Source organism: Polaromonas sp. (genome assembly GCF_010365105.1).
In the GTDB taxonomy this organism is placed as follows: Bacteria; Pseudomonadota; Gammaproteobacteria; order Burkholderiales; family Burkholderiaceae_C; genus Polaromonas.
Map to the genome: position 1 here is coordinate 1 of NZ_JAAFGZ010000046.1, position 26,805 is coordinate 26,805.

General features: G+C 53.8%; 23 protein-coding genes and 1 pseudogene. 18 read left to right on the forward strand and 6 right to left on the reverse strand.

Features of this window, described 5'->3' with window-relative positions; genetic code table 11:
* Positions 1–224: 224 nt before the first annotated feature.
* Complete coding sequence (locus GZ092_RS19630; RefSeq protein ID WP_293638852.1) at positions 225–1,187, reverse strand: tyrosine-type recombinase/integrase; 963 nt, start codon at positions 1,185–1,187, stop codon at positions 225–227.
* Positions 1,188–1,249: 62 nt separating this feature from the next.
* On the opposite strand from GZ092_RS19630, the gene GZ092_RS19635 reads away from it, so the two are divergent.
* Positions 1,250–1,537 (forward strand): HigA family addiction module antitoxin, encoded by a 288-nt coding sequence (locus GZ092_RS19635; protein ID WP_293638853.1) that lies wholly within the window; start codon positions 1,250–1,252, stop codon positions 1,535–1,537.
* A 608-nt stretch (positions 1,538–2,145) separates the two neighbouring features.
* On the opposite strand, the gene GZ092_RS19640 is transcribed toward GZ092_RS19635, so the two are convergent.
* A complete protein-coding gene (locus GZ092_RS19640) occupies positions 2,146–2,670 on the reverse strand; it encodes a hypothetical protein (RefSeq protein WP_293638854.1) in 525 nt (174 codons plus the stop codon).
* Positions 2,671–2,906: 236 nt separating this feature from the next.
* Positions 2,907–3,386, reverse strand: coding sequence for a DUF6530 family protein (locus tag GZ092_RS19645; protein ID WP_293638856.1), 480 nt, complete (start codon positions 3,384–3,386; stop codon positions 2,907–2,909).
* A 565-nt stretch (positions 3,387–3,951) separates the two neighbouring features.
* Here GZ092_RS19645 and GZ092_RS19650 point away from each other — a divergent pair.
* The 7 genes from GZ092_RS19650 to GZ092_RS19680 all read left to right on the forward strand — a co-directional run bounded on the left by GZ092_RS19650 (position 3,952) and on the right by GZ092_RS19680 (position 9,302).
* Positions 3,952–4,362 (forward strand): hypothetical protein, encoded by a 411-nt coding sequence (locus GZ092_RS19650; protein ID WP_293638858.1) that lies wholly within the window; start codon positions 3,952–3,954, stop codon positions 4,360–4,362.
* Positions 4,359–5,729: an LPD7 domain-containing protein gene (locus GZ092_RS19655; protein WP_293638860.1), complete on the forward strand. Its 1,371-nt coding sequence runs from the start codon at positions 4,359–4,361 to the stop codon at positions 5,727–5,729. Before GZ092_RS19650 ends, GZ092_RS19655 begins: the two co-directional genes overlap by 4 nt.
* Positions 5,730–5,747: 18 nt before the next feature.
* Positions 5,748–5,912, forward strand: a complete 165-nt coding sequence (locus GZ092_RS19660) for a hypothetical protein (protein ID WP_293638862.1) — start codon at positions 5,748–5,750, stop codon at positions 5,910–5,912.
* Positions 5,913–5,934: 22 nt separating this feature from the next.
* Positions 5,935–6,258, forward strand: a complete 324-nt coding sequence (locus tag GZ092_RS19665) for a hypothetical protein (protein WP_293638864.1) — start codon at positions 5,935–5,937, stop codon at positions 6,256–6,258.
* A 345-nt stretch (positions 6,259–6,603) separates the two neighbouring features.
* On the forward strand, positions 6,604–6,948 hold the full coding sequence (locus tag GZ092_RS19670) for an H-NS histone family protein (protein WP_293638866.1): 345 nt from the start codon (positions 6,604–6,606) through the stop codon (positions 6,946–6,948).
* Between the two features lie 709 nt (positions 6,949–7,657).
* The gene (locus GZ092_RS19675) at positions 7,658–8,743 is read left to right on the forward strand and encodes an XRE family transcriptional regulator (RefSeq protein ID WP_293638868.1); all 1,086 of its coding nucleotides are present in this window, start codon (positions 7,658–7,660) and stop codon (positions 8,741–8,743) included.
* Positions 8,733–9,302: a hypothetical protein gene (locus tag GZ092_RS19680; RefSeq protein WP_293638870.1), complete on the forward strand. Its 570-nt coding sequence runs from the start codon at positions 8,733–8,735 to the stop codon at positions 9,300–9,302. Before GZ092_RS19675 ends, GZ092_RS19680 begins: the two co-directional genes overlap by 11 nt.
* Positions 9,303–9,665: 363 nt before the next feature.
* On the opposite strand, the gene GZ092_RS19685 is transcribed toward GZ092_RS19680, so the two are convergent.
* Positions 9,666–11,516 carry an NACHT domain-containing protein gene (locus GZ092_RS19685; RefSeq protein ID WP_293638871.1) on the reverse strand — a complete coding sequence of 617 codons (1,851 nt, stop codon included), beginning with the start codon at positions 11,514–11,516 and terminating at the stop codon, positions 9,666–9,668.
* 544 nt (positions 11,517–12,060) lie between these two features.
* Between GZ092_RS19685 and GZ092_RS19690 the strand changes: the two are divergent.
* The 5 genes and pseudogenes from GZ092_RS19690 (at position 12,061) to GZ092_RS19710 (ending at position 18,674) form a co-directional block, all read left to right on the forward strand.
* Positions 12,061–13,241: pseudogene (locus GZ092_RS19690) on the forward strand (IS3 family transposase).
* A gap of 338 nt (positions 13,242–13,579) precedes the next feature.
* Complete coding sequence (locus GZ092_RS19695; protein ID WP_293638872.1) at positions 13,580–13,765, forward strand: hypothetical protein; 186 nt, start codon at positions 13,580–13,582, stop codon at positions 13,763–13,765.
* A 1,345-nt stretch (positions 13,766–15,110) separates the two neighbouring features.
* Positions 15,111–15,761: a hypothetical protein gene (locus tag GZ092_RS19700; protein ID WP_293638873.1), complete on the forward strand. Its 651-nt coding sequence runs from the start codon at positions 15,111–15,113 to the stop codon at positions 15,759–15,761.
* 966 nt (positions 15,762–16,727) lie between these two features.
* Positions 16,728–17,153, forward strand: coding sequence for a hypothetical protein (locus tag GZ092_RS19705; RefSeq protein ID WP_293638874.1), 426 nt, complete (start codon positions 16,728–16,730; stop codon positions 17,151–17,153).
* A 561-nt stretch (positions 17,154–17,714) separates the two neighbouring features.
* Positions 17,715–18,674 carry a tyrosine-type recombinase/integrase gene (locus GZ092_RS19710; RefSeq protein WP_293638875.1) on the forward strand — a complete coding sequence of 320 codons (960 nt, stop codon included), beginning with the start codon at positions 17,715–17,717 and terminating at the stop codon, positions 18,672–18,674.
* A 65-nt stretch (positions 18,675–18,739) separates the two neighbouring features.
* On the opposite strand, the gene GZ092_RS19715 is transcribed toward GZ092_RS19710, so the two are convergent.
* Complete coding sequence (locus tag GZ092_RS19715; protein WP_293638876.1) at positions 18,740–19,024, reverse strand: hypothetical protein; 285 nt, start codon at positions 19,022–19,024, stop codon at positions 18,740–18,742.
* A gap of 156 nt (positions 19,025–19,180) precedes the next feature.
* Here GZ092_RS19715 and GZ092_RS19720 point away from each other — a divergent pair, with 156 nt between their 5' ends.
* Together GZ092_RS19720 and GZ092_RS19725 are read left to right on the forward strand one after the other, a co-directional pair.
* On the forward strand, positions 19,181–20,824 hold the full coding sequence (locus tag GZ092_RS19720) for a methyl-accepting chemotaxis protein (RefSeq protein WP_293638878.1): 1,644 nt from the start codon (positions 19,181–19,183) through the stop codon (positions 20,822–20,824).
* Positions 20,825–21,033: 209 nt separating this feature from the next.
* Complete coding sequence (locus GZ092_RS19725; RefSeq protein ID WP_293638879.1) at positions 21,034–22,242, forward strand: HDOD domain-containing protein; 1,209 nt, start codon at positions 21,034–21,036, stop codon at positions 22,240–22,242.
* Here the strand turns inward: GZ092_RS19725 and GZ092_RS19730 are convergent.
* The gene (locus tag GZ092_RS19730) at positions 22,179–22,610 is read right to left on the reverse strand and encodes a hypothetical protein (protein ID WP_293638880.1); all 432 of its coding nucleotides are present in this window, start codon (positions 22,608–22,610) and stop codon (positions 22,179–22,181) included. The genes GZ092_RS19725 and GZ092_RS19730 overlap by 64 nt on opposite strands.
* 141 nt (positions 22,611–22,751) lie before the next feature.
* On the opposite strand from GZ092_RS19730, the gene GZ092_RS19735 reads away from it, so the two are divergent.
* The 3 genes from GZ092_RS19735 to GZ092_RS19745 all read left to right on the forward strand — a co-directional run.
* Complete coding sequence (locus GZ092_RS19735) at positions 22,752–22,976, forward strand: hypothetical protein (protein ID WP_293638882.1); 225 nt, start codon at positions 22,752–22,754, stop codon at positions 22,974–22,976.
* Positions 22,973–24,589, forward strand: coding sequence for a ShlB/FhaC/HecB family hemolysin secretion/activation protein (locus GZ092_RS19740; protein WP_293638883.1), 1,617 nt, complete (start codon positions 22,973–22,975; stop codon positions 24,587–24,589). Before GZ092_RS19735 ends, GZ092_RS19740 begins: the two co-directional genes overlap by 4 nt.
* Positions 24,590–24,605: 16 nt before the next feature.
* Positions 24,606–26,805, forward strand: a 2,200-nt coding sequence (locus GZ092_RS19745; RefSeq protein WP_293638884.1) for a filamentous hemagglutinin N-terminal domain-containing protein, incomplete at its 3' end; no start/stop codon positions are given.

Here is a 26,805-nt window from a genome sequence, read left to right on the forward strand (position 1 = left end):
CGCTGTGTTCGGCCGGTTCATCCCGTCGGTCACGATCAGCGGAATGACCGGTCACGATGCCGGAATCATCGGTCACGATCACCGGAATACGCACCATGACCCCTAAATCCATCACGTATGACGCTCGGCAGCGTGCTTGAAGCCGTCTCCGGGCTATGACCCCTGAATCTCATCACGTATGGCGCTGGGCCACCTCCACCGGATCGCCAGGGCACATTTCCAGCTCAATAGGCGACCTTGAACGTGGGCGAATCCTCGGGCCGAAAGCCGCGCCGGTCATACACCCGCGTCGTGCTGATGCTCGCGTGGCCGAGCCATTCCTGCACCTTGGCGATGTCAGCGTGGTGCTCCAGCGCGGAAGTCGCCGCTGTTGCGCGCAGCGCATGCGGGCCCATGTTCTCTCCAATAATGCCGACCTTCTTCATATAGTGAACCACGACCTCCGAATACACGCCCCCGGGCGTGAGCGCCGTAGCAAGCGCGCCGGCTCTGGGCGCCCGGACGCGCCGAAACAATGGCCCATCCATCTCCAGGCCATGGCCACTGGCAGCCAGGTACTCGGCGACCAGACGCAGCGAGTGCGCATGCGCGGGCAGGTAGCGCAGCCGGCCGCCCTTGCCCTGCACGCGCAAATGCGGCACGCCCCGGCGCTCCTGATTGAAATCCTTCACCAGCAGTTTCGTAAGCTCTTCGCGGCGCAGCGCGTGGTACAGCAGCACCGACAGGATGGCCCGGTCACGCTTGCCCTTGAGCGTGTCGCTGGGCGGCGCATCGAGCAGCGCCCGCGCCTGCGCATCGCCCAGCGCCGGCGTTTTGCCTTCGCTGGTTTCGGCCTTGGGCCTTTTCACACCCCGCACCGGGTTGTGCGTGACCGCATTGCACTCGCACAGGTAGTCGTACAGGGACGCCAGCGCGGCGAGCTTGCGCCGGATGCTGGCGCCCGCCAAGTTTTGTTTTTCGAGCTCGGCGCGCCAGGCCAGAATGTGGGCGCGTGTGACGGTGCGGAACTCCTCGGGTTGAACAATGCCGGTGAACGCCATGAAGGCGCGTAGGTCGCTTTGGTAAGCGCGCCGGGTTTGCACGCTGTCCAGATTGGCAAACCACTGCGCTTCGGGCGGCACGCCGGCCAGGCGGGCGAACTCAGGTGCGCTCAAGACCCGCTGGCTTTTCAGTTCAATCAGGTCCATTGTGTTCTCCATGCACAGTGTCAGCTTAAGGCCAGTTTTTGATATGGAAGTATTGGAGCATCATGTTTAAGAATGGTATGCGTGCCGTCCATCCTGGAGAAGTTTTGCTGGAGGACTACATAAAACCCATGGGTATCAGTGTTCGTGCCCTGTCATTGGCTCTGCAGGTTCCGAATTCGCAATTGCGCGAAATCGTTGAGGGCCATCTTGGTGTGTCAGTGGAGATGGCTCTTTGCCTGGAGCGCCATTTCGGCAGCGAGGCCCAAGGATGGCTGAATCTGCAAGCAGCCCATGACCTGCGGGTTGCTGAAAAGTTGAGCGCCAAAGTCAGGTTGCAGCGATCAGATTAGCGTCATTCGAGCGGGTGTGCAGCCTGCAAACACAAACGGCGTCCATCACCTCTTAACTAATGATAACGCTTTTTATCAATGGTTAATACTAAAAGTAAGGAGGAAGTGCTCTGCCTCCTTACTCAACCAGGTCTGACCAAGTCAAGGCTCCAGTGCATGTGCGCGCCGACGTCAGATTGCCCCAGCTTACCGACATTCAGTGACCCAGGCAATTTCATCGGAATCCACGTTGCATGCAGGCTGGCAGGTCGTTTGGCTGGGTCAGCCCAAAATCGGCCCTTGGGTCAAATTCGCGTCGGCGTCAACAAATACAGTTATCGATGGGTGGAAGATGCAACGGCTGCAGGAGGCCCATGGTTCCATGCTTGTTCAGCTTGGCTCAGAAAGTTACTTGACAGGTCACTCATTTTTGAGTAATCTACTTCCAATAGCTCTTCTTGCTTGCCACTACGGTGGTCGGACTTTGAAGAGAGCGACTTGCAAGAGTCGCAAGCCCAGCTCAGCGAAGTAACCAGCTGGTCTCCGCCGCGAAAGCGGTCCCCACGAGGGGTGAAAGTGAACTTCGCGTAATTGAGGGAGCCTTGTGCTCCCTCACCCTTTTCTGGGGTCTAAATCCATTTTTCGCCAAGCATTTGCCCAAACGTGCGGCCTCCGTTGGCGTGAGGCGATGGCTTCGTCGGATCGTCTGGGTAAGCGGACTCAACGATCACCTGAAACGACTTGGGGCGATTTGGCTCGCTGATCTTCTTGGCGTGCATGATGATGAAATATTGGGTGCCCGTCCCGTCATCCGTCACGCGAAAAAAATTGTGTTTTTTCGTCTTTGAAACTTCTCCATTCGTCTGAATTAGTTCATCCAGCAGTGTGACCAATTTCTTGGACAGGTCATACCGTGTTTGATCGAACACACGATTTCGCGGAGCCTTGTGATCACCTTCCCTGATGAACTGGTCATGTGGCGCGATTTCTCCTGGTTTGAGTCTTCGTGAGTAGCAGTGGCACGAGAAAACGAACTCAACGGGTACGGTTTTTTTGATGTTGACCGGGACTTCAATCGTGGCGTTTCTCTGTATCGAGGCCAAGTGCGTTAAATCAATAGCGGCGCCACTGACAAAGATAGGAGGAAGGTGCATTGAATCTCAATTCTCTAAGTCGAGCTGATTGTGCACACACCGACTGGGATGATGTTTGAACGGCAGCGTAACGGCATGACGGACGCACTGAAACTGTCTTTTCGCGCAAATCCTAAGAATTGCGACACCAATGACATTGGTGCGCTGTCGCTGGTGCTTTCTTGGCGCGTATTTGGGGGCGCCTCAGAATTCGGAATTCAAAGCACGTTAGCGATTACGTCCCCTGATAAGCAAGGCTAGTCAGCTGGACGTAGTTCGTTAACCTTATTGATGGCATCTGTGAGGCGATTAATACAGGCAGTTAACAGTGGTTCGTTTTTTCGTAGCTCGTTTTCCAGGATTTCCAACAAGCGCTGATCCTCACCGGAACCTTCATATTTGATCGCTGAAACGACGTAGTCGCCGTCGAGTTTAGTTTTCGCCTGATCTTTGTTCATTACGGTTTGAATTGCTGTGCAGATCAAGGTTGAAAGGTCTATGACTCGGTGTAACGGAAGCTCTTCAGATTGCCTAGACCAACGTTTATCAGAGTGCCTCCATACTTTTGCCGATAGTTCGGTTCTCCCTGCTGTATTCCATTGAGCGATACCAAGTGACAGTCCTTTGGCATCAGATTTTCCGCTGTAGTTCCCATCAATCGCTTCGTAGTTCTCCACCCCAAGGATCGGTGTGTGGGATAGATGTTTAGGGATAGGAAATTTGTTTTCTTTGTTCATCGATGACTCCAATTCAGTGTAGTTTTTTTAGTGAGATTACTAAAGTTAGTAATTTTACTACTAAAAATGACGCTCTGGAGCGGTCCCGGATGAACAAGGGGTCGTCTCAGGAAACGGATCGCAGAGTACGTTAGCGATATAGCCCGGATCGACGTTTATCGAAAACGAAGAATTTTGAGCAGATTTTTTGAGAAAGCAGGCCTCCAAAAGGTGAGATTCCAGCCAAACCTTCTCAAAACCCATTTTTTAAATCAAAGCTCAAAAACATGACTTTTGAGAATGTCGAACGCCTGTAAAGGGCCGACTTTCATTGGCGAGGAACTTCGCTAACGTGCTTTAAATTCCGAATTCTGAGGAACCCCCATCATTGCCCAGGCCACCAGCTGGAAAGACCTGCACACGCAAATGGCGGCAGCCGGGCTTGAATACCGCCGCGAAGGCTCGGGCGCCAAAGTCTACGTGGGTGACATTGGTGTCAAAGCCAGCGACGTAGACCGCAAAGCCAGCTTTGGAAATTTACAAAAGCGTTTTGGCCCTTATCAACCCTCTCAGGAAATCAACCCCAATGAGTACCACCATCACCCCCAAGAGCCGCACCCTGCTGCGCCTGGAAAAGCGCCCGGACACGGTATGCGCAAGCTGTCCGAATGCACTCTGGCAGTCCTTACAAATCAAGGCCAAACCCGGCGTGCGGGTGTACTGCACCTTGATGCACGTGCTGGTGGACGACCTGCTGACGGATTGCGATGGGGTGCCGGACGAGCTGCCGGAGATGCTGCCGGGGGAGTTGGCGCAGGACGAGCCGATGCTTTTCGTGCAGTTGAAACGGGGGGAACACACGCCGGAGGAGTTGCAAGCGCATTACAGCCGAACAGGCGCTTTCCCAGTGAACACCAACTCGGAGCAAGCCGGCGCCATGCGGCGAATCCATCTAGAGCAGACGGGCTTGCGACCCGGAGAACGAACCAACCCTTGAGGGCGAACCAACCCGGCTGGAATGAATACATTGCCATCCGTGACGCCCAACAAACCGCCAAAACGCACAACACGGTTGCGCTACAAAAGCGCCACGAGGGCGAACGTGCAGCGCTTGCCCAAACGTTAAAAGCCGAACGATCCGTCCATTTTGCAAGGAACTGGAAAGGCGAAGGCGAGGAAAGGAACTTTCTGGTGAGCTTCACGGCCATGCAGCAAGCCGCCCAAAAGCTCGAACTGTCGGCGCAGCACAAGGCCGAGCGCCAGGCGCTGCAGGCTAGGTACAAGCCGCTGCCGATGTACAAGCAGTGGAAAGAGCAGCCGCAAATTGTCAGCCTGCACGTCCTGCCAGCCAGCGAGCAAAGCAGAGTAGCGAGCACCAGCCCGGTCGCAACCACGCTGCGATGGCTCACACTCACGGTCGATGCGCGCCAGCACACCACTTACCAACTGTTCAGAAAAGACGTGTTCCGGGATGAAGGGCGAACGATTGTCATTTTGGATCTGAATTCCGAGGCCGGCATTGCCGCCGCGCTGGCGATGGGGCAGGAGAAATTCGGCAACGTGCTGACCCTGACGGGCCCGGCAGCGTTCCAGCACAACGCTGTTGCCGTGGCTGTGGCCAACGGGTTGAGCTGCAGGTTTGCAGATCCGGCCCTGGAGGTCCTGCGCGAGCGGTTGCAGGCCGAAAAATACCAAGCCGAACGCCACCAGGCAAGCATGACGCTAAAGGAGGCTACAGAAGCGGTCTTGACGCCATCCAGTCAATCCACAGAGCAGGGCATGGCGCCAGGGCGCAGGGCCAAGCCCATAAAACCGGTCTTGGTGCCTACCGCTGTCAAGGAGGCTTTTACCTCTCAGCCGCACGAGAGTGATCAGCCAGTCGCCCAGGCCGAAGCTGCTGAAGTTGTTGAGGTTCACCGCTTGGCGCAAGAAGAAAAAGCCGAGCAGACCGAAGCCGAGAAAGTGGCCGAAGAACGCCGGCTGGCAGAAGGCGTCCAGCTGGCCGATATTCACCAGCAGATCGACGCGGCCAGAGCAGCCGCCGACCCGTCCAGCAAGTTGGCGCTCTCAACCACGACACCGGACGATCACAACACCCCGGCAGGCGGCGTTGTGATCGCCTCAAATGAGGATTTTGTCGCTGTTCAGGTCAACGACAAAGTGAAGCTCTACAAGACAGCTGAACTCACCAAAAACCTCCAATATGACGGTATCGACACCGGCTACGGGCGGTTTGCACCGGGTAACGAGATCGAGAGGAAGAATGGCGAGGAGGGCATGAGAACGTTGCTGCGTGAAGTACGCAACGCCTTGCAAACGGAAGAGAACAAGCAGCGTGCGCTTGCCAAAGGCCAAGGCCGCTAAACACAACCAGGAGGAATCATGGCCATTTCAGAAAAGCCGCCGACGCCGCGCAAGGAACGAAAAATTCCTCACCTCACGCTGTATTTTCCAGTGACTGCCAAGATCGGAACCATAGGGACATACCGGCTTGATGCCAGCGGGTTGCACCTGATTCGAGTGCTGCATAGTTGCAGCGTCCACTGATTCAATTTTAGGAGCCGCCGTTATGTTGATTGACCCACCGCCTGACATCGAACGAAAACCGCAGTCTGAATTTTTCACGGCCAGAATCATCGACCGTGGCGAATTGTCATGGCTTGAAATCCGGGCGCTGGCCTCAATTGGCGCGGGTTTGCTCATGCGGCACCTTGGCGACCCGAAGGCGATCAACAAACTTGCCCGACTGGCGATATCGTTTGATGGCTTTCGCCACAACGAAACAGCAAAGGCAATGGCGATGTTGCTGGAGGATGCGGCTGGTGGTCCCTATAACCCAACGGAGCAGGATTGGATAGACCTGGCAGCACTGGCCGGGATCAAGTTCGAATAGATATGCTGGTTTTCCTTGATACCGAATTCACCGATTTTGTGCAGCCCGACCTCATCAGCATTGCGCTGGTGACCGAAGATGCCAAAGGCATCAAAGCGCTTGCATCGCGTTAGGAGTCCCTAGCACCATTCTGAAGTGCATCTTCTTGACAATTTTCTGAGTTGACGACTAGCGTGATGTTATGGGTGCCTGATAAGAAACCGATGACCTGTGCACGTTTTCCTTTAGTGACTAAACGGCTGGTAAGTGCGAAAAGCGCTGCTTTAAATGGGTTTAAGATGCATTGATCCCTAATACCTCAGTAAGTATTTATAATAAAGCTTTACATTTTTAAGAAATATACCAATGACACAAGATTCCACACTACAACAGAAAATCCAGGAAGCTGAAGCTACCCTCAATGAATTGCGCAAGAAGCTTGATGAAGAGCGAAAAGGCGAACGCATGCAGGTTATTGCTTCAGCCAAAGAACTCATCAAAACTCATGAGTTGACCGCTGCTGATTTAGGTTTATCTGGCAAAGGCTCATCCATCAAGCGTCCAGTTGGTGACAAACGCGGTATGGTCGCGGCCAAATATCAGGACCACGAAAGTGGAAAAACCTGGACTGGGCGCGGAAAATCTCCTGCTTGGCTGGCGGCTCAACTGGCTGCAGGTTATAGCAAAGACGATTTTCTGATCAAAACTTAATCGCTTCTTTCACCGAATATTAAATTCGGTGCTGAAGTTGAAATCCAGCCACGTGTCCTTCGCTTTTCCGAGAAAAATTTTGAATAACTAAAATTCAGTATTAGGAAGTCTTGGGTGGCGTTACCGGGCATAACGAATTTTCTCATGATTCAAAAATCTAGCGCATATAGCGGTAGTTTAGTGCTAATAAGCCAAACTTTTGATAAATGCATCACAACAAAATCAATAAGTCATAAATGTGAGTTTGTTGGTCTATTGCGCAATAACGCTTTTGAGCATAGACTAAAAAATCGCAATTCGATTTAATGAAATGCCTGTCAAATAGCCGGCGTTCGAAACTAAGTTTTTACAACTTTGAGTGAGACACTAGGAGGTTTTATAGCCTGTAAATAGTGCATCAGTTTGAATTTTTCGTACTAAATGAAAAAGCCCAGCACTTGGCTGGGCTTTAAATACCGGAGGGATTCGAACCCTCAACTCCAAATTTGCGAAATTCGGCCTAATCCAATTAGCGGTCGCATAGCAATTGTAGCAGTGCCAAGTAGTGTGAATACGAAATATTTTTCATTTGAATTCTATTCGAACAGCAAATGCCTGTGAACAAGTGGCACTACTTCATTCATACAAGGTCCGCTAACGACTATCATGGGGGATGGCAATCGATCTGCGATCTCTTGGCTTTAAGCTCTCACAATATCGGAGACAATTGTTGTTATCCCTTGATGACGTTTCGTATGCGACAGGGATTTACGCATCTAGACTCGATTCCATCGAAAAAGGTCAAACAGAGCCAACTGGCGATGAAATTTTAATTCTTGCCGATAATTATCGTTGCGACTTCAAATTTTTCATCTCTAACGATCAGGTCGCTTCGTTTGAGCAAACTGATGCGCTTTACCGCGCCCATGGCGCCGATTTCACCAAAGAAGATCGCTTGGCCATCCAAGACTTTCTCTATTTGTGCGAGACCGAAGCATTTTTAATGCAGGAGCTCGGCCAGCGGAGAACGCAATTTGACTTTACTCCAACGGGAACATATTTCAAAGGTCAAGGAGCTACCGCTGCTGAGCGATTTAGAGTTGCTCTTGGACACTCTGCGAAGGAAGTCTCGCGTGATATTTACGACGAATTTCGAAGTGTTGGCGTTCATGTATTTCGACGTAAATTAGGCAATTCAGACATTTCCGGGCTTTTCATCATGCATCCAGTCGCTGGCAAATGCGCCCTGATCAATCTCAGCGAAGATGTTTACCGGCAACGATTTAGTGCAGCCCATGAGATGGCTCACGCGATTTTTGACTACGCCCAAGGCGTTAGCGTGTCGTTTGACCGCACACATGGTCTGGACATGCTTGAAGTCCGGGCTAATCGGTTCGCCTCATGCTTCCTCATGCCGCCTGCATTCCTGGCTTTGTTGCCTGACCCAACCAGATGGAGTGAAGCCGACGCCATACACTGGGCGAATGAACTCCGTGTGAGCTGTCATGCCTTGGCCATTGCGCTCAAAGAAGCCAAACTTATCGACGAGCCTACGGCAAACCGAATCCAGCAGATGCGCGTGCCGCGTGAATCAAAAATTGAACCTGAATTGCCTAATTCCCTCACTACGTCACAACGTAATCGCAAAGCGCGATTGCTTGAACTGGGTCTTTCTGATTTTTACGTTGGGCTTTGCTTTGACGCTTTCAGTAATGGAATCATCAGCGTGGGACGCTTGGCGGAAGCTCTGTTGTCGAGCCAAACTGAATTGACCGAACTCGCTAGCATTTACGGCCGCTCGCTCCATGGCCATTGATCCTTCAAGGTTTCATCTTATCAATGTTGCTGACACATGTTCAGTTTGGAATGTGCTGTCGTCGATCCGGCTGTATGGCGCATCCAAGGAGTCTCACTGCGATTTCTGCATCACCAGCTTCGTTCACTACGAGTGTTTAATCAAACCTCGAAAGACATCGACAACCGCTGAAATTGAGCTCATGCGTCGATTACGGAAAGAGCAAGGCAATGGCGCATTTAAGTCGTACTCCTGCGACATCGCCGACCTTCAAAATATCAGGGTTTTGCAGAGTCGCAAGAACCTTGGCAAGGGAGAACTCTCCTCGATCGCTTTTGCTATGAAAATTGGACAAGCCGTCATTACCGATGACGTGAAAGCTCGCAAACTGGCAGAAAATTCTGGCCACGCTCTTGCCCAGACAACACCCCATCTTTTCGCTTGGCTTATGTTCAAGGGCCATCTTGGCGACTCGGATCGCCAAACCGTTATCACGCAGCATCAAGCAATGGAACGACCCCTTGAGCCGCACTTTAATACTGCATACGAGATGGCTTTGCAGTGTAGGCTTAATGCTTAGCTAAATATGTTGACGAACTGTGAAATCGGAAACAACGTTTGATGGAAAAGGATTGCAACCGCTGCGGTTTTAATTTTGGATTCGTGTCCAGTAACCAATGATTTAATTGGCACTAATCCAAAGTCGGCAACGCAGCGAAAGCAGTCAATTGATTTGATAATTACCAAAGCACATTAACTCATGGTGAATATTAGATTATCGCCATACGTGAAAAAAACGCGACCTAATTTTAAACTTCGATTAGCTCCACTAAACATGATGTTATAAAATTGACACAACAATTTTAAACATGCAGGCATCTCGCATCTGAAAACTTTAGTAATTGACATAATGCTGATTATGTTACAGAACAATTTCTGCTAGTTAAAGCAGCGCGGCAAGCATGGCAGTTTTTTCGTCCTCGGTTTTTATGACCAACATTGCTGCGTCGTAGCGATCTTGGAGTCGTTTAAGAGTATGTTTTCCCAAATCTGGCATCCGAGCGATAATTTCGTCTTTCATATATAAACACAGCACTAGATCAACATCAAGTGGCGGCCCTTCTGTTTCAATTTTTTCCTCTACTTTGACAGCTAACAATTTTTTGTTGAAGGATTGATCTTCCGTTGCTGTCAACACAATATCTCTAGCCCAATCTTGGCCTAATTCAGTTAATACTAAATCGTTATTGGTCACAGTGTGCGACCAACCTGCAATTCTCTCACCTTCTCGATCACCACTTATTTTTTCCTCCAAACCAAAATGGCCAAACATTAAACTCATTTTGTTCATAAGATGATTATTTATACGCATCTCCGCAGAACTGTCGTAAGTAGTGAACGAGTACTGAAGCGTATAAGAAATTTTTTCAAGTAAGGGAATTTCATACCATTTCGTATAGTGATACGTGTCGATTTGGGACAAAAATCTTAACTCTAGATCCCAGCTCTGTCCTGGTTTCGCTGCAAGCTCATAAAACTTTGCTGCGAAGTTCTCGCTACTGCTTCTTACAAACGAAGCCGCATAGTATTGTGTGACGCTCTTATGAATAAAGGAATATTCAAATCCATCCTGCTGCATGAGGCATACCGTCTTGATGAGCTCATCCTTGAATCTATCAGCATCCACCAACTCGTTGCATGCCTTAGTCGCTTGTTTCACACAAGCGTGAAGTTGTGCGTTCGTCAAGACTCCTAGACCTTCAAGCCTTACGTAAAAGCAGAAAGCAGAGAAAAGCCTTTTGATCCTGCTGTCGTCAAGTTGAGTAAATCTTTTTCGACGGAAACCTGGTTTCGAATGATCATGTCTATAAAAAAGCACATCGAAAAGTTCTTCATAAAACTTCGGTACCGTATCTGGCACAGTTTGCAGCGACTTGTATAAGATAACCAAGAGAGTCATCATTAAAGGAGTTGTAAGCAGATCACGAATTTCCGTGGTGCTGCTTTTCAATACTTTCATCAGACTTTCTGCTTGATCCTTTTCCGCACATATCTTTTTCAGAAATGGTAAGTGGTCTTCGCCATCAAGTGGAGCAAGCTTGTAGACTCGAAATCTAGAAGATCTCTGAATGTCGGCTTCAGGTCGTGATGTCACAATAATTTGAAGCGTTCCCTTATACAAATCAGCAATATTTTCTATTTCGGCTACTGATTGACTTGCAAATACGGGATCAATCTCGTCGAACGCGTCCATAAGTAGGATGAATTTACCTGTATTAGCAAGGAAATCCCATGCATTATCCGTGTAAGGAAGTTTGTATTTCCGTAGGGCTTCGAGTATTAAACTGTGAACGCTCAAGTCAGAGCGCACGCGTCTAAGTTCAACAAATAATGGCACCCTGTTAGACGTGATGCTAGGGATTAACTCTTGTCCGCATAAATAACGGAGAAATATAGATTTACCCTGACCTGCCGTACCTTGAATAACAAAATTCTGCAGCGTACCGAAATTCCGCAAGCTAGTTACTCTTTTTGTTATATCATCCGAAAAAATGATACTGGAGGGATAGTAGAACTCATAAAGTGAAACCTCCTTCTCGACATTCCATAATGTTTTTACTTTGGTGATGGTGGACAACGCACGAGCAATCACTGATTCCTTAATGTCGCTTCGTGCCAGTCCAAGATGATGAACTCCAGCCTCTTTAACCTTGAGATATATGTCATCTAGCGCCTTTTTTAGGAGCGCAGTAGTACTAGCAATAGCGATAGTGGCAGCGGCAGTAGTTGTCAAATTTGCTCCTTAAAATCCATACAGTCAGCGCAGAAGTTATTAATACAGAAGGCGTATGGTACATCTTTAAAACTTGCACTATTGCTACAACTGCGTTTACGACATTAGCAGGTTGACTTTTGTATAACTGCAATCCAACTAAAGCTGCCAACGACGGGTGCCAAGGATATGGCCGCTTCCAGTCTGTTGCTGACTGAACCAGTTCGAATCCTTCGATGAAATAGTGTTCGCCAAACGGCGCTTTTCTTGGCACGCTAAAAATCCGGGCTTATGTCCGGTTTGTGGCTGCAAAGTGCCAATAAACTCGTTCAGCAAACAACGGCAGAAAAACGTGCGGCTATTTCTACGCGGAACGACGCCTGCCAGGCACGGGCTTGGCTACTGGCGTTATGTTTACTGAGGCGAGTGGATATAGGGCTAGCACTTGCACCGTGCGAGGGTGAAACCCTTAAAACATTATGAATAAAACAACTCGGCGTGAGTTGCCCGCCGTTTTTCGTCTTCCAAGGTTCGATGATTAATATCGAGACTTGAAGGAAGACAAGTGAAGAAGATACCGAAACAAGAGTACACAGCCGAGTTCAAGGAGCAAGCCGTCAAGCACGCCCAGGCGATGGGCATCGTGGTGGCTGCCAAAGAGCTGGGTCTGGTCGAGCAGACGCTGCGCAACTGGGTCAAAGCGTCGGTAGCCGGCCGTCTGACGGCAGCCGGCACCAAGCCCGTGATAGCCGAACAGATGGAGCTGTCCAGGCTGCGCGCGGAGAACGCGCGGCTGAAGATGCACGTCGACATCTTAAAAAAAGCGACGGCGTACTTTGCAAAAAATGCGCTGTGAAGTACGCCTGGATCGACGCGCAGCGCCGCGAATTTCCCCTGCCGGACATGTGCGATGTGCTGGCCGTGAGCATTAGCGGTTACCGTGCCTGGCGCCGTGGCGGCACGCCCGACCGTACGCGCTTGAAGGACCCGCTGGCCGTGGCCTTGATCAAGAGCATCCACGCCGAAGTGAAGGCCTCCTACGGCTCGCGGCGCATGCACTAGGAACTGCAGGGCCGAGGCCAGCGCATTGGCCTGCGCCGCGTAGAGCGGCTGATGCGCGACAACGGTATTCGGGCACGCCACAAGCGGCGCTTCAAGGCCACAACGGACTCCAAGCATGCACTGCCGGTGGCGCCCAACGTGCTGGCGCGCAACTTCACGCCGCAGGCGCCGAACCGCGTGTGGACGGGCGACATCACCTACATTCAGACGGGCGAAGGCTGGCTGTACCTGGCCGTTGTGCTCGATCTGTTCAACCGCGAGGTCGTCGGCTGGTCGATCAAGCCGCGCATGACAGCCGACATCGTCACTGACGCGCTGACGATGGCTTAGTTTCGGCGTAAGCCCGAGGCTGGGGTGATGTTTCACAGCGACCGTGGCAGCCAATACGCCAGTGGTGCCATGAGCGCCAAGCTTGCCTCATACGGTATGACGGCATCGATGAGCCGCAAGGCCAACTGCTGGGTCAATGCGCCCACCGAAAGCTTCTTCAACAGCTTGAAGAACGAGCGGGTACACGGCACTACCTATGCAACGCGGGCCAAAGCGCAGGCCGATCTGTTCGAGTACATCGAGGTGTTCTACAACCGCAGGCGCCGCCACTCGACGCTAGGCTACATCTCGCCAGTTCAGTTCCTTGAGAACTGGATTAGCAAGCATGCTGCTCAGCAATCCTTGGCGGCATAAGTGTGACCCGTTGGAAGACGAAATTTGATGGGCACCTCAGCGTTAGTGCAGCTGACGCAGCCGACCGGCTTTTGCGTCAGGGACGCGTTACCGGATAGACAGAGACCACAACTCGGGGCGCGTAGCACCCGGTCTGCTGGGTGCGGTTCATCCACTCAGCCCATCCATCCATCCATCCATTCGTTCATTCACCCGATAAAAAAAGCCAAAAAAAAGCGGACGAAACCACAAGGATTGTTTGAAGGCTGTCCGAATAAAAAACTTCTAACTCACTCAATATTTATAATATTTTTATCGTAAATGTGGTGTACATTTAATTAAATTTAGAAGTAAACAACATGGCAAAACCTGTCGGAACTAAGAATAGAACCCCAGCCGAAATAAAAAGGGACGCAGAGCTTGACTTGGCAAAAGCCAAGGTAAAGATCCTTGAGGCAAAAAAGAAGCAAGAGGTTGAAGCCAAAAGAGTTGCACAAAAAAAGGCAGCAGAAGCAACTATACAAAAAAAATCAAAGGGAAAATGAAATGCTAATGCTTGTAGCACCAATAAAAACCTGCTTCCCTAGGCCGCAGCCAAGCCCAGAATCGTGCATGTAATTTTGGAAATCACTATGTCGACGAAGCATTTGGGAATGTGTCCTTTCTGCAAAGAAACAATAAATCCACTCACTATTGAGGAAAACACAGCGAGGCGTGACAAATGTCAGTGTCCCGCCTGCTCCAACACCATTTATGTGTGTAGAAGCCCTGGGTGCCACGACTATGCCAAGGGAGGAGACATATATGACGACGAACTATGCCCTGGATGTACTTCCTCCATAACTTCACATACTGGTGATGTAATTAAGGGGGTTTTCATAGCTGTCGCTGGCATAGCTGTCGCCGCAGCAGCAGCAGCAAAAAAAGATTAATTTAAAAGACCTCGCTATGGGAAACAGCAACACACCCCTCGAAAGTCTTTCCGCATTTGCAATTGTTTTTACCGTTGCCGTTTTGTCGACCGTTAGTCTTGGAAAGTACATCGATAAAGTAAAAAGGGATGCGAGGCAGGGTAATTAAGCGAAGGAAGTTCTGAACAGCCGACGTGAAGGCGGCCGAATTTCGATAAAAATACAATGGAAAATTTATGTCTTGTAGCGTATGCGGTGCTGGAAATCACAATATCAAAAACTGTCCAAACATTAATCGCTGTTCCGTATGCAATAAGCCGGGGCACAATTCTCAAACTTGCCCAGAGGCTAGGCGCTGCAAGATTTGCAACGGAATTAATCACGATGCGCGAAATTGCCCGATGAAGGATAAAAAATAACTCCATAAATGGTTTTTTAACATTCCAAAAATATGAAGCTATTTGGGTTGTCTAGATCATCAGGAATATTTGTAGAGACTTGCATTTGAAAAGCGTCAGGCCTGCATTCAGTGCATTCTGCGGCCAGGATTAAGTGCAACTGAGCATGCATTGCATCGCCCCCGGCCCACTAACTGCAACTGATCAAGCCTTTACCGTCGAACAAACCTTTGGTCGCAGACGACTATTTCGGGTACATGCACAAAAAGTCTGACCGGCTAGCTTTCGTCCCATTTCGGACATTGCCCGCACTCACAACTCTACGTGTAGCGACCTGCATTCAAAAACAGGCACCCTGAGATTTACTGCAAACTACAGCTTTGCAGCGGAAGCAGTATTTCAAAGGCACTCCCCAATTTCAAAACACACTAGTTTGATACTTAGAATCGGCCAAAACGATCTCAGAATAATTTTCTGGTCAGTTTATCCCGCAGTAGATATATTATTTTACATGTTTTTTGGTATAAATTACTTTATGTCTTTTCGACCAAGAATTTATTTACTATACATAGAAAACGAGAATGCGAACACTGCTCACTGTTTCACTTGCCATCAGCTTTCTTTCGGCATGTAGCAAATCACCTACAGTACCTACAATTGTGGTCCCGCCGGTATCCTCGGTTTCACCAGCTTCGTCGGCTGGCTCAAATCCAGCAGTAGCTGCAGAGCTGATTACTATTCAAACAAGTTCTCCAGATCAAGCAGTGAAAAGTTGGTGGCGTTATCTTGACTTGGTTGAGGCACAGTCCTCAGATGATTGCAAGCTGAAACAAGCTCAAACACCTCCTAACCATCTAAAGTACCTTCCACAAGTCTCTAGTGGCGACGTTTTGGCGGAACGAACACCTAAGAAAGATAACTGTTTGGCAGAAGTTATTGCTCGGGAAATTGATGAAGTAAAGACTGAGAGTGAAACGCGCGCCATTGTTTTCACGAGCGTTAGGAATGTCACGCCACTGCCTGTTGGATCTGAGGTTGATGAGTATGACAAGAAGTGGCGCACTGAAGGATTCAAGTTTAAGTATCTTGTTGAGAAAGTAGGGGGTGAGTGGAAAATTACGCAGGTTTACAAGTACGATGAATCGAACAAGTACCTAAAGAGGGATATTTGGGAAAAGACGTATAAGCCATCGAACAAACCACACGTTTCAGCTTACATCCACCGTCAATAAATAAACGGTCTAAAACTTCCATTGCGAGGATCTTCCCGATTTTCCGGGTAAGGCCTTTTATGTTATTTATTAAGTGACTTCAGTCATGAAATTTGAAAGACAGCTTTCAGCTTTCAGCCTTAAGCTGACGGTGACATTTCAAGGATTTAGGTGTTGTGCATAGCTCTGGCTTACGTTTCTCAATCGGAATGACTGGAAAGGTCAGGGCCGGAATATGCACGACGTTTGTTGTGGTTACCGCGCTGACAGAGGGCGTCCAAAAACGAGGGTTTGCTGGACGGCGCAGGCCTGATCAGTTGAAGCTAATTCTGGCCGGCGGTGATGCAATGCAGGTCGGCGCCGTCAAATGCAGACTCAGTTGCACTTAATCCTGGCCTGAGGGGCCGACAGATGCAGTTAATTGTGGCCGCAAAACGCGCTGAATGCAGGCCAGGCGCTTTTCAAATGCAAGTCTCTACAACTACTCGCAAAAATGGACGAGGCCAGGCATTGGGGCGCTGATCGAGAACTGGCTAAGGCTTCGACGAAAGAAGGACACTCCAAGGGGCTGCACCCTTTGCCATCCTGGCTAACGCTGCCGAAGGCGACAAGGCTGCCGGCGCTTTGTTTATTCAATATGTCAATGCCATGCGGCGGAAATCGCAGCTGTACTGGTCGTCTCGGCTAAAGGCAAAATTTGGCTTGGACGACAAGACTGACGAGGAGATGGCTGAGGAATCTCAAGACGAAGCCGACGCGCTCGGCTACCTGGAGCTTGAAGACTGGCGCACCGTCCGGGAGGCGCGCGCAGGCCCAAGTGCTCGATGCGGCGGAGTCTGGGGGATGGCCAGCTGGTGGCGTTCCTTGAGCGGCTTACGCTTGCCGCTGTGGTGCGGCTGGAGGCGCTTTTAGCACAATGGTAGTGCGATGGCTGCGCTCTAATCAAAGCAAATTTTTTCTTGTGTCAGTTAATTTTAGAAAGTTTGAATGATTAATAAGTTAAAAACTATTTTTAAAATAATTCTTTTCGGCTTAGCTGTTTGCTTCAGCTTGTTTGTTTTTGCGGTTATGTTTTTTATGCATAAGGAAAGTAATCGAAAAGCAGAGGATATGGCTCACCGTGCAGCTGATCCTGTTTATAAAGCTCAGGCAGAAGAAAAAGATCGCGTTGATATGCAAGCAGAGGCTAACGCTAGAACCTATAAAGAAGTAGAAGAATTAATGAAAACTTCAGATAAAAGAGACCGTGAAAGATTAATTCTTGAAAAGGAAACTAATGAATCAAATCAAAAAGAGACTAAGAAACTTCAGGAGGCTATTTACAAAGAGCAGGTAGATCGTGATGCTGAAAGAATGCTTGCTGTTGAAAAATATGCGAAAGACGTTGCTGAGGCTGCAGACAAAAAACGTTGATCAGCAAGGTCACAATGATTGCTATTGCGCCTTGAAAGGCGCTTTCTGTTCGTTAAGCTAAAAATTATGGTTCGAGTAGCCAATTCATCATGGCTGCTTTCCATCTTGTTAAGTGTAGAGACTTGCATTTGAAAAGCGCCGGGCCTGCATTCAGCGCGTTTTGCGGCCAGGATTAACTGCATCTATCGGCTCCCTCGGGCCAGGATTAAGTGCAACTGAGCCTGCATTGCATCGCCCCCGGCCCACACTAACTGCAACTGGTCAAGCCTGCACCGTCGAGCAAACCTTCGGTCGAAGACGACTATTGGGGGTACATGCACAAAAACTATTGGGCAGCTGCTTGGCAGCGGACAACGCGTTCATACCGGCGGGAAATTTCAATCGAAGGCGAAGAAAGCGGCTGGAAAGTGCATTGACGCCAAAGATGCAAATAGTCTCTGTCAATAGCCGATTTGATCAGACGTGAGCCAAGTTGTTTTTCCGCCGCCTGAACCTGCAAATCTTATTTTTTTTCATCATGAATGATAACGTCCTTTATCATTCATGATAGAGTGCTCTCAAATGTCCCAAGCCATCACCACAATCCCGTCCAGCCAGCTCGCCAGCCTACCGACCCTTTTCACGCCGGACGCCAAAACGGCCAAACGGACAATCGAATTCTTCACCGCGCAGATCCGCAACCCGAACACCCGCCGGGCTTACGCACGCGCCGCCAGCCGCTTTAGCGCCTGGTGCGCCGAACACGGCCTGCACGATCTGCAGGCCATCGAGCCAGTCCACGTCGCCGCCTACATCGAAACCCTGCAGCGGCAGATGACAGCGCCCTCGATCAAGCTGCAGCTCGCAGCATTGCGCGTCCTGTTTGACTGGCTGGTCGTCGGCCAAGTCCTCCCCATCAACCCAGCTTCTTCAGTGCGCGGACCCCGGCACTCGGTCAAGAAAGGCAAAACCCCGGTGCTCGCTGCCGACGAGGCGCGAACGCTGATCGATGCGATCGACACCTCCACCATCACCGGCCTGCGCGACCGCGCTCTGATCGGTTTAATGGTCTACACCTTCGCCCGCGTGGGCGCGGTGATCAAAATGCAGGTCGACGATGTCTATGTGCAGGGCCGGCGCACCTGGGTGCGGCTGCATGAAAAAGGCGGCAAGGAGCACGAGATGCCGTGCCACCACAATCTGGATGACTACCTGCATGCTTACCTGGAAGCAGCAAAGCCTGGGGCGAAAGCCTACTTGTTCTGCACGGCGACCGGCCGCAGCGTCACGCTTTCAAACAGGCCGATGAGCCAGTCCGATGTGTGGCGAATGATCGGGCGCCGGACCGAGCAGGCCGGCATCAAGACCAAGATTGGATGCCACACCTTCAGGGCCACCGGCATCACGGAGTACCTGCGCAATGGCGGCAAGCTGGAGATTGCGCAGCAGATGGCCAATCATGAAAGCGCCCGAACAACTGGGCTTTATGACCGGCGCAATGATCAGGTCTCGCTTGATGAGGTGGAGCGGATCTTGATCTGACCCAGGTTATTGCTGACCTTGCTTCCTTGCTGCTGTCCTCTATACGAACATCCAAAACGCGTTTATCAAGGGCGCAAGAGCCAGCAGTTTCCGGCGCAACCCTGGCTGCCTGGTCGTCGCACGATGCGTTTGAAACGCATGCGCGCGATGGAAAAATAACACGCAACGTCCTCTAAAGTATTTTCAGAAAAAGCCGATATACCCAGTGATAGCCATCGGCAGTAGTTCCGTTGGTGCGCCATTTTTTTAAGAAGCTTCGTGAAAACAGCAAGAAACGCCAATGCATCAGCCTTTGCAACTGGACCGGCCGGCACTTTTGCCACACAACCACTCAAGTATTTGTCTTTCATGCTGGATCAGGAAGATTTTTAAGGCAAGAAGCCAAGCCTCTTTGCATGAGGTGCCGAGTTGCCAACGGACATTGACGTTGGCCCCCTTTTTTTGTGTGCAGCAGCCGTTAGGTTTGCTGCATTTGTGCGTTCCCCTTATCTTGCAGAGTCACTCTCATGTTTCTGAACAATATCTCAATAGGCAAACGTCTGGCCCTTGTGCTCGGCGTCATTCTTGCCCTGTTTTTAACGAGCAGTGTGTTTGCCGTGCTGAAACTGCGCCAGTTGGGCGTCGAAATTGAAGGCATGGTCAAAGATAACGTGCAGACCGAACGTGCTGGCGCTGATTGGTTGCGCCACACCACGTCGGGTGTGCAGCGAGCTGCTGCCATCGCCAAAAGCAGCGATGCCAGTCTGATCCCTTACTTCGCACCGGCAACGGCCGAAGCAATCCAACAAACCAATGGATTGCAAAAACTCATCGAGGCGCAGATGGTGAAGCCTCAAGAGCGCCAGCTGTTTGAAAAGGTGGGAGAGCTGCGTAAAAACTACTTGGCCGCGCGTGAAGAGGTGAGCAAGCTCAAGCAGGCCGGTGATGTGGAAGGGGCCAACAGAGTCTTCACCACACGTTTTGAGCCGACCTCGCGCAATTATCTGGCAGGGGTGCAGGAAATGGTGGATTCGCAGCGGTTTCAACTCGATGCGGCGGCACAACGCGGTGAGGATTTGCGTGCCCAGACCAGCATGCTGCTAATTGTCTGCACTGCGCTGTCTCTGGTTATCGGCACTTTGCTAGCTTGGTTCCTGGCGCGCAGCATTACCCGTCCTTTGGGTCAAGCACTCACGCTGGCAGAAAAAGTTGCCGCCGGCGACCTGACCAGCCACATCGAAGTCAGCAGCAAAGACGAGACTGGCCGGCTGATGCTGGCGCTCAAGCATATGAATGACAGCCTGGCCAAGGTGGTCGGCGAAGTCCGCCAGGGCACCGACACGATTGCCACGGCGTCGAGCCAGATCGCCGCCGGCAACCAGGACCTGTCCAGTCGCACCGAGCAGCAGGCTTCGTCGCTAGAGGAAACCGCCGCCTCGATGGAAGAGCTGACTTCCACCGTCAGGCAAAACGCCGACAACGCGCGCCAGGCTAACCAGCTGGCCGTCTCGGCGTCTAGCGTGGCGGTGCGTGGCGGCGATGTCGTCTCGCAGGTGGTCGAGACCATGGGCGCGATCAACACCTCGTCGAAAAAGATCGTCGACATCATCGGCGTGATCGACGGCATTGCGTTCCAGACCAACATCCTGGCCTTGAACGCAGCGGTGGAAGCGGCCCGCGCGGGCGAGCAGGGCCGGGGCTTTGCGGTGGTGGCCGCTGAAGTCAGAAGCCTGGCGCAAAGAAGCGGGACAGCGGCCAAGGAGATCAAGGTGCTGATCGATGATTCGGTGGAAAAGGTCGGCGTGGGCAGCCGTCAGGTGGCCGATGCGGGGAAAACCATGGTCGAGATCGTCGACAGCGTCAGGCGCGTAACGGACATCATGGCGGAGATTCAGTCGGCCAGCCAGGAGCAGACGCAGGGGATCGAGCAGATCAACCAGGCGATCACGCAGATGGACCAGGTGACGCAGCAAAACGCGGCACTGGTCGAAGAAGCAGCGGCGGCGGCGCAGTCGCTGCAGGAGCAGGCTGGCGGGCTCACCCAGGTGGTCAGCGTGTTCCGGCTGGACAGCGAGCCTGGCCATCACAAAGCCACGTCCGTGCGTCGCCCAAGCGCCGGGCGTGCGGCACCTGCACAACCGCCGCAGGCCAGAAAGGCGATTGCCGCGTAAAGATATACCCCTCTTGCTTATTCCCCAGCACTGGCAAGAGATGAGGCATAGGAAACCTTTAAAAAGTAAAAGTGCTCAACTCACTGAGCAGTCCGAATTTTCATTCAGTGTTGTTGTTGCTGTTGCGCGCAGCCACAGCAGAGCCGCAAGGCTGGCTCGGATTTCCTTGAATACAACGTCGACCCGCCGCCCTACTGAATCGATTGCTAATGAATCAGGAAAATTATCTTTACCGTGCGCCTTTGCTCGATGTCAGGCAGCATGTCCGAGGCTACAGGCTGGGGTGGCAATGCAGTGACCGCAGCGCCCCTGCGCCCTCCAAGGACGCCTTTGCCCGGCTTGTGGGTTTGATCGCCTGCGCGCATGAAAAACCCACGTCGCGTCCGTTCTTCATTGAAACAGGCACTGCGGCGCTGCCGGTCAACACCCTGCACGGCTTGATCCCTGAAAACATCGTGCTGATTTTCGATCAGAAAGATCTATCCAACGCAGGCGCCCTGTCTCGGGTCATGTCATTGAACGCGCACGGTTTTGGTCTGGCGATGCGCGATCCGGATCGGGCAGCGCTGGCCTCAGATGATGGGCTGCTTTCACTCATGACGCATCTCCAGGCTGAATTTGGACATCCCGACTTGGCCGAAATGGCCAGCCTGACTAAACAAGCTGAGCATTCGCTTTGCGTGCTGGTCAACAACGTCTCGGACTGGCAGGAGTTTGAGGCATGCGCCGCGCTGGGCGTGATGAGTTTTTTCGGCAATCTTTGCGCCTTGCCTCGCCAGCAGCGTCAGTCCACGCAGTTGAACCCGCACGCGGCGATCGTCGTGCAGCTGATGCAGATGGTTCATGACAATGTCGATGTCCGCGAGATGGAAAAGTTGTTAAAGCGCGATGCCCTGCTTTCCTACAAGCTCATTCGCCACATCAACTCTGCAAGTTTCGGAATTCAATCTGAAATCAAATCGTTGCGCCATGCGGTGACGATGCTCGGCTATGCGCCGTTGTATCGCTGGCTGGCGTTATTTTTACTGGTCAATGCGGACCAGGTTCAAGCATCTCCTGCCCTGCTGCAAGCTGCGCTTGTCCGGGGGCGATTTGTCGAGTTGCTCGGCCAGAAAATGCTTTCCCGGCAAGAAGCGGGCTACCTGTTTGTCGTGGGCCTTTTTTCGTTGCTCGAGCCGCTTCTTGGCATTCCGATTGAGCAGGTACTCGATGAGGTTTCGCTGCCGCAGGCGATTGTGCAGGCGCTGCTTTACCGTCAAGGCATTTACGGGCCGTTCCTGGCGCTGGCGCAGGCGTGCGAAAGCCAGGACGGCAACGCCTTCCATATTGCCGAGTCACTGTGCATGACATCCGCTCACGTCAACCAGTCCCATCTGGCGGCCTTGGTGTGGGCTGAAAACCTTGAATTTGGAGTCTGACGGTTGACCCTCTTCAGGTGCGCTGGCAGGCCTTGCTTCCAAAAGTGCCGAATGAATTGAATGCCGTCAGGCGCGTGCGCTGCATACATGGGTGCTGTTAGGGCATGCAGTGCATGAGCACGCAAAGATGTTTTACGAACACCATGGCTTTCAGGCATCGCCACACCTTCAGGACCACCGGCATCACCGAATACCTGGGCAATGATCAGGTCATCGCTTGATGAGGTGAAGCGGATATTAATCTGACCAAGGGTATTGCCGACGTTTACTTCCTTGCCGCTCTCCTCCATACAAGCAGCGAAAACGGTTTTATCGATGATTGAGGTGGGCAGTCCGGTGGGACCTGGCACCCCGGGCTGGCTCGGCAAGGGCCGATCTTGAGGTGATGTCAAAGACGCCTGAGCAGTCCTTGCTTGCGCTTGACCACGGGCATCTTTGCGGTTTACCCAATTGTCTTCAAGTCAGCGTCCCAGAACCGCGCGCGTTACGGCGTGAATGGACTGCGTGCTATGAACGCCCACATGCCGGGAATGTTTCAAAACGGCTGGCGCGTGGATCGGGCGCAAATGACAAGAAATTTGATTTTCGAAGATGTTGTTAATTTTGATACGTTTTGGTACAAGATTAAACAAATCGGTAAACTCCAAAGCTTTCCCGCCTCGTTGGCGGTGAAGTCTTCCCGCCGTCTTTGTGCCATGCCGGATTGCCGTCCGACCCAACTGTCAACGCCATGAAAAAACTTCCAGACGGGACGCGACTGCGCCGCACCTGCGTGCTCCTTGTCGTCGCGGCCTTGTCCGCTGCCGCGTTTTCCGCACAGGCGGCCGATGTGGAGGGCAGCGGCGGACCGCGTTTTGCCATTTCGCGCTTCGCCGTGGAGGGCAACAGCTTGCTGCCTGCCGCCGAAGTCGAAGGGCTGCTCGCCGACTTTGTCGGCGCCGAACGCAGCTTTGGCGACGTGCGCGGCGCGGTGGAGGCACTGCAGCAGGCTTATCGCCAGCGCGGCTACAGCGGCGTTCTCGTGCAGTTGCCCGAGCAGGAACTCGCCCAGGGCGTGGTGCGCGTTCAGGTGATCGAGCCGCGCATCGGCCAAGTGCGCGTGCAAGGCAATGAAGTGTTTTCAACCGCCAACATCCGCGCCAGCCTGCCCGCGCTGCGCGAAGGCACCCTGCCTAACATCCGTGACATTTCGGCCAGCCTGAGGGTGGCCAATACCAACCCGGCCAAGCAAGTTACGCTGGCGCTGCAGGGCGCCGAGCAGTCCGATGCGGTCGACGCCTTGATTAGCGTAACGGAGGGCAAGCCATGGCGCATCGGACTGAGCGCCGACAACACCGGCAGCGTCGAGACCGGCCGCACCCGTCTGGGCATGCTCTACCAGCACGCCAACGTCTGGGACCTGGACCATGTGATGACCTTACAGTACACCACCTCGGCCGAAAAGCCGTCGAAGGTGAGCGTGTTGGGCGTGGGGTACCACGTGCCGCTGTATGCGCTGGGCGACTCTATTGATTTCTTTGCTAGCCACTCCAACGTGGATTCCGGCACGCTGACGGCCGGCGTGCTGGACCTGCAGGTCAGCGGCAAGGGAACAGTCCTCGGTGGGCGCTACAACCACACGCTGCCGCTGTGGGGCGACCTGGCCTCCACGCTGATCTACGGCGTGGACTGGCGGGCGTACAAGAATGACATCGACCTGGGCGGCTTTCAGATGGGCGACGATGTCACGGTCCGTCCAGTGTCGCTCACGTATTCCGGCCAGCTGAGCCTGCCCTCGGCGCAGATGAGCCTGCAATTGACGGGCTTGCAGAACATTCCTGGTGGGGCAAACGGCCAGGACGCGGACTTCAGCCGCCAGCGCGCAGGCGCATCGGCCAGCTACCGCGTGCTGCGCTACGGCGTGGGCTACAACCGCCAGATACAAGGCGACTGGCAAGTGCGCCTGCAGTTCAACGGTCAAGCGAGCCGGGCAGCGCTCGTGCCCGGCGAGCAATTCGGCGCTGGCGGCGCCGGTTCGGTGCGCGGCTTTCAGGAGCGTGAAGTCGCGGGCGACCAGGGCCAGTTTGCCGGCGCTGAAATCCAGTCCCCCAACTGGTGCCCGGCCAGCGCGGCCATCCCGGTGCAGTGCCGCGCACTCGCTTTCATCGATGCTGCCCGCGTTTCGCGCAACAAGGCCCTGCCGGGTGAGGAGCAGCGCACGTCCATCGCCAGCGCCGGCCTGGGACTGCGCTTTGCGCTGGACCGGCGCGCCAGCGTGCAGGTGGACTACGGCCGGGTGCTGGACGGCGGCAGCGTCCGTGCCGCCGGCGACAGCCGGGTGCACATCGCCCTGTCCCTTTCCTATTGACCTCCCCAGGACGCAGATGAAAACAATCCACGCCATCATTGCAGCGGTCCTGTTGGCCGCCGCCGTCATGCTCGCCGGGGGCGCCAGCGCCCAGACCGTGGTCAATGGTCAGGCCAGCTTCCAGCAGCTCGGCGCTGTGCGCACCATCACCAACACGCCCGGCACCATCATCCAGTGGCCCGGTTTCTCGATCGCGGCGGGCGAGGTAACGCGCTTCGTCCAGCAAAACGCCGCCAGCGCAGTGCTCAACCGCATCACCGGGCAGCAGCCGTCCTTGATCCTGGGCGCCTTGCAATCGAATGGCCGCGTCTTCCTGATCAACCCCAATGGCGTGGTGTTCGGCGCCGGTGCGCGGGTGGACGTCAATGGGCTGGTGGCGTCCAGCCTGGGGATCTCCAACAGTGACTTCCTGGCCGGCAAGATGAACTTCAGCGCCGGCGCCACAGCGGGCAGCGTGTTCAACCAGGGCAGCATCTCGACGCCCGGAGGCGGGCAGGTGATCCTGATCGCGCCGCAAGTCGAGAACAGCGGCCTCATCCATTCGCCCGGCGGCGACGTCGTGCTGGCCGCAGGCCGCAGCGTGATGCTGGCCGACAGCCAGAACCCGGCTTTGCACGTAGTGATCAGCGCACCGCAGGACCAAGCCGTCAACCTCGGGCAGATTGTTTCCCAAGGCGGGCGCATCGGCATTTACGGCAATCTGGTCAACCAGCGCGGCCTGGTCAGCGCCGACCAAGCAGCCGTAGGGGCCAACGGGCAGATCGTGCTCAAGGCCAGCGGCGACCTGCTGCTCGAAGCGGGTAGCCTGACCAGCGCGAGCGGCGTGACCGGCCTAAGCGGCGCCACTGCCCGCACTGGCGGCACGGTCCACCTCCTGGGCGAGCGCGTGGGCCTGACGGGCAGCGCCCGCGTGGAGGCCAGCGGCCAGGCCGGCGGCGGCACCGTGCTGGTCGGCGGCGACTACCGCGGCCAGAACCGTGCCGTTCCCAACGCCCAGCAGGTTTATGTGTCGAGCGAGGCCACGATCCGCGCCGACGCCCTGGCATCGGGCAACGGCGGCAAGGTGATCGCCTGGTCCGACGGCACGACACGCGTCTACGGCAGCATTAGCGCCCGCGGCGGCGCGCAATCGGGCGACGGCGGCTTGGTCGAGACATCGGGGCACATGCTCGACATGCGGGGACGCGTCGACACGCGCGCGCCCAACGGCCGCACCGGCACGCTGCTGCTGGACCCGACCAACATCTACATCGCCAACGACCAGGCCAGCGCCACCGGCGCGGGCATGACGGGCAGCGACACGTCAGCCGACACGTCGGCCTATCCCTTTGTCGCTTCTGGCGCCGTGAGCGATTCGCTCTTGAGCGTCGCCACCCTGGAGGCTGCGCTTGCAAACAGCATGGTGACCGTCACCACCGACAACTCGGTCGGCACGGGCGCCGGCATGATTCGGGTGGTCAACCCCGTTTCGTGGGCCAGCGACACGGGCCTAACCCTGCATGCCACTGCGGGCATCGACATCAACGGAGCCATCAATGGCGGGAACGGCAGCCGCCTGGAGTTGCGCACGACTTCGGGCGACATCAACCAGACGGCGCCCATCAGTGTGGTCGCGCTGTCGGCACGCGCTGACAACGGATCGGTCTACCTTGCCCAACCGGGCAACCAGGTAAAGCAGCTGGCCGGTTTTGCCAGCGGGCCCGGAGGATTCAACTACCGCGGCAACGACACGCCGCTGGTCATTGGCATGGTGTGGCCCGAAGAAGGCATCACTTCGCTGGGCAGCGGGCCCATCAACGTCGATGTCACAGGTGCCCTCACGGTGCAAAGCCCGCTCAGATCACAGGCGGGCGACATCACGCTGAGCGCGGCGAGCATCGACAACCAGTCCACTGTGGACTCGGTCAGTGGCCGCGTGACGGTGCTGGGCGCCGTGCTGCGCCCTTCGCTGGCCGACTGCATCGCCAACTCGGCGCTGGCTGACTGCGCCGCCGTGCTGCCCAGCCTGTCGGCCTGCCAGGCCGATCCGGCCATTCCCGGCTGCTCGGTCGTGTTGCCGCCACCCACGCTGGACGCCTGCATCGCCGCCCCGGCCACAAGCGGCTGCGCGGCCGTGCTGCCTACGCTGAGCCAGTGCACCGCCGCGCCTGGGACGGCCGGCTGCGCGGTGGTGCTGCCCACCCTGGCGGCTTGCGTTGCTTCACCTGCGACCGCCG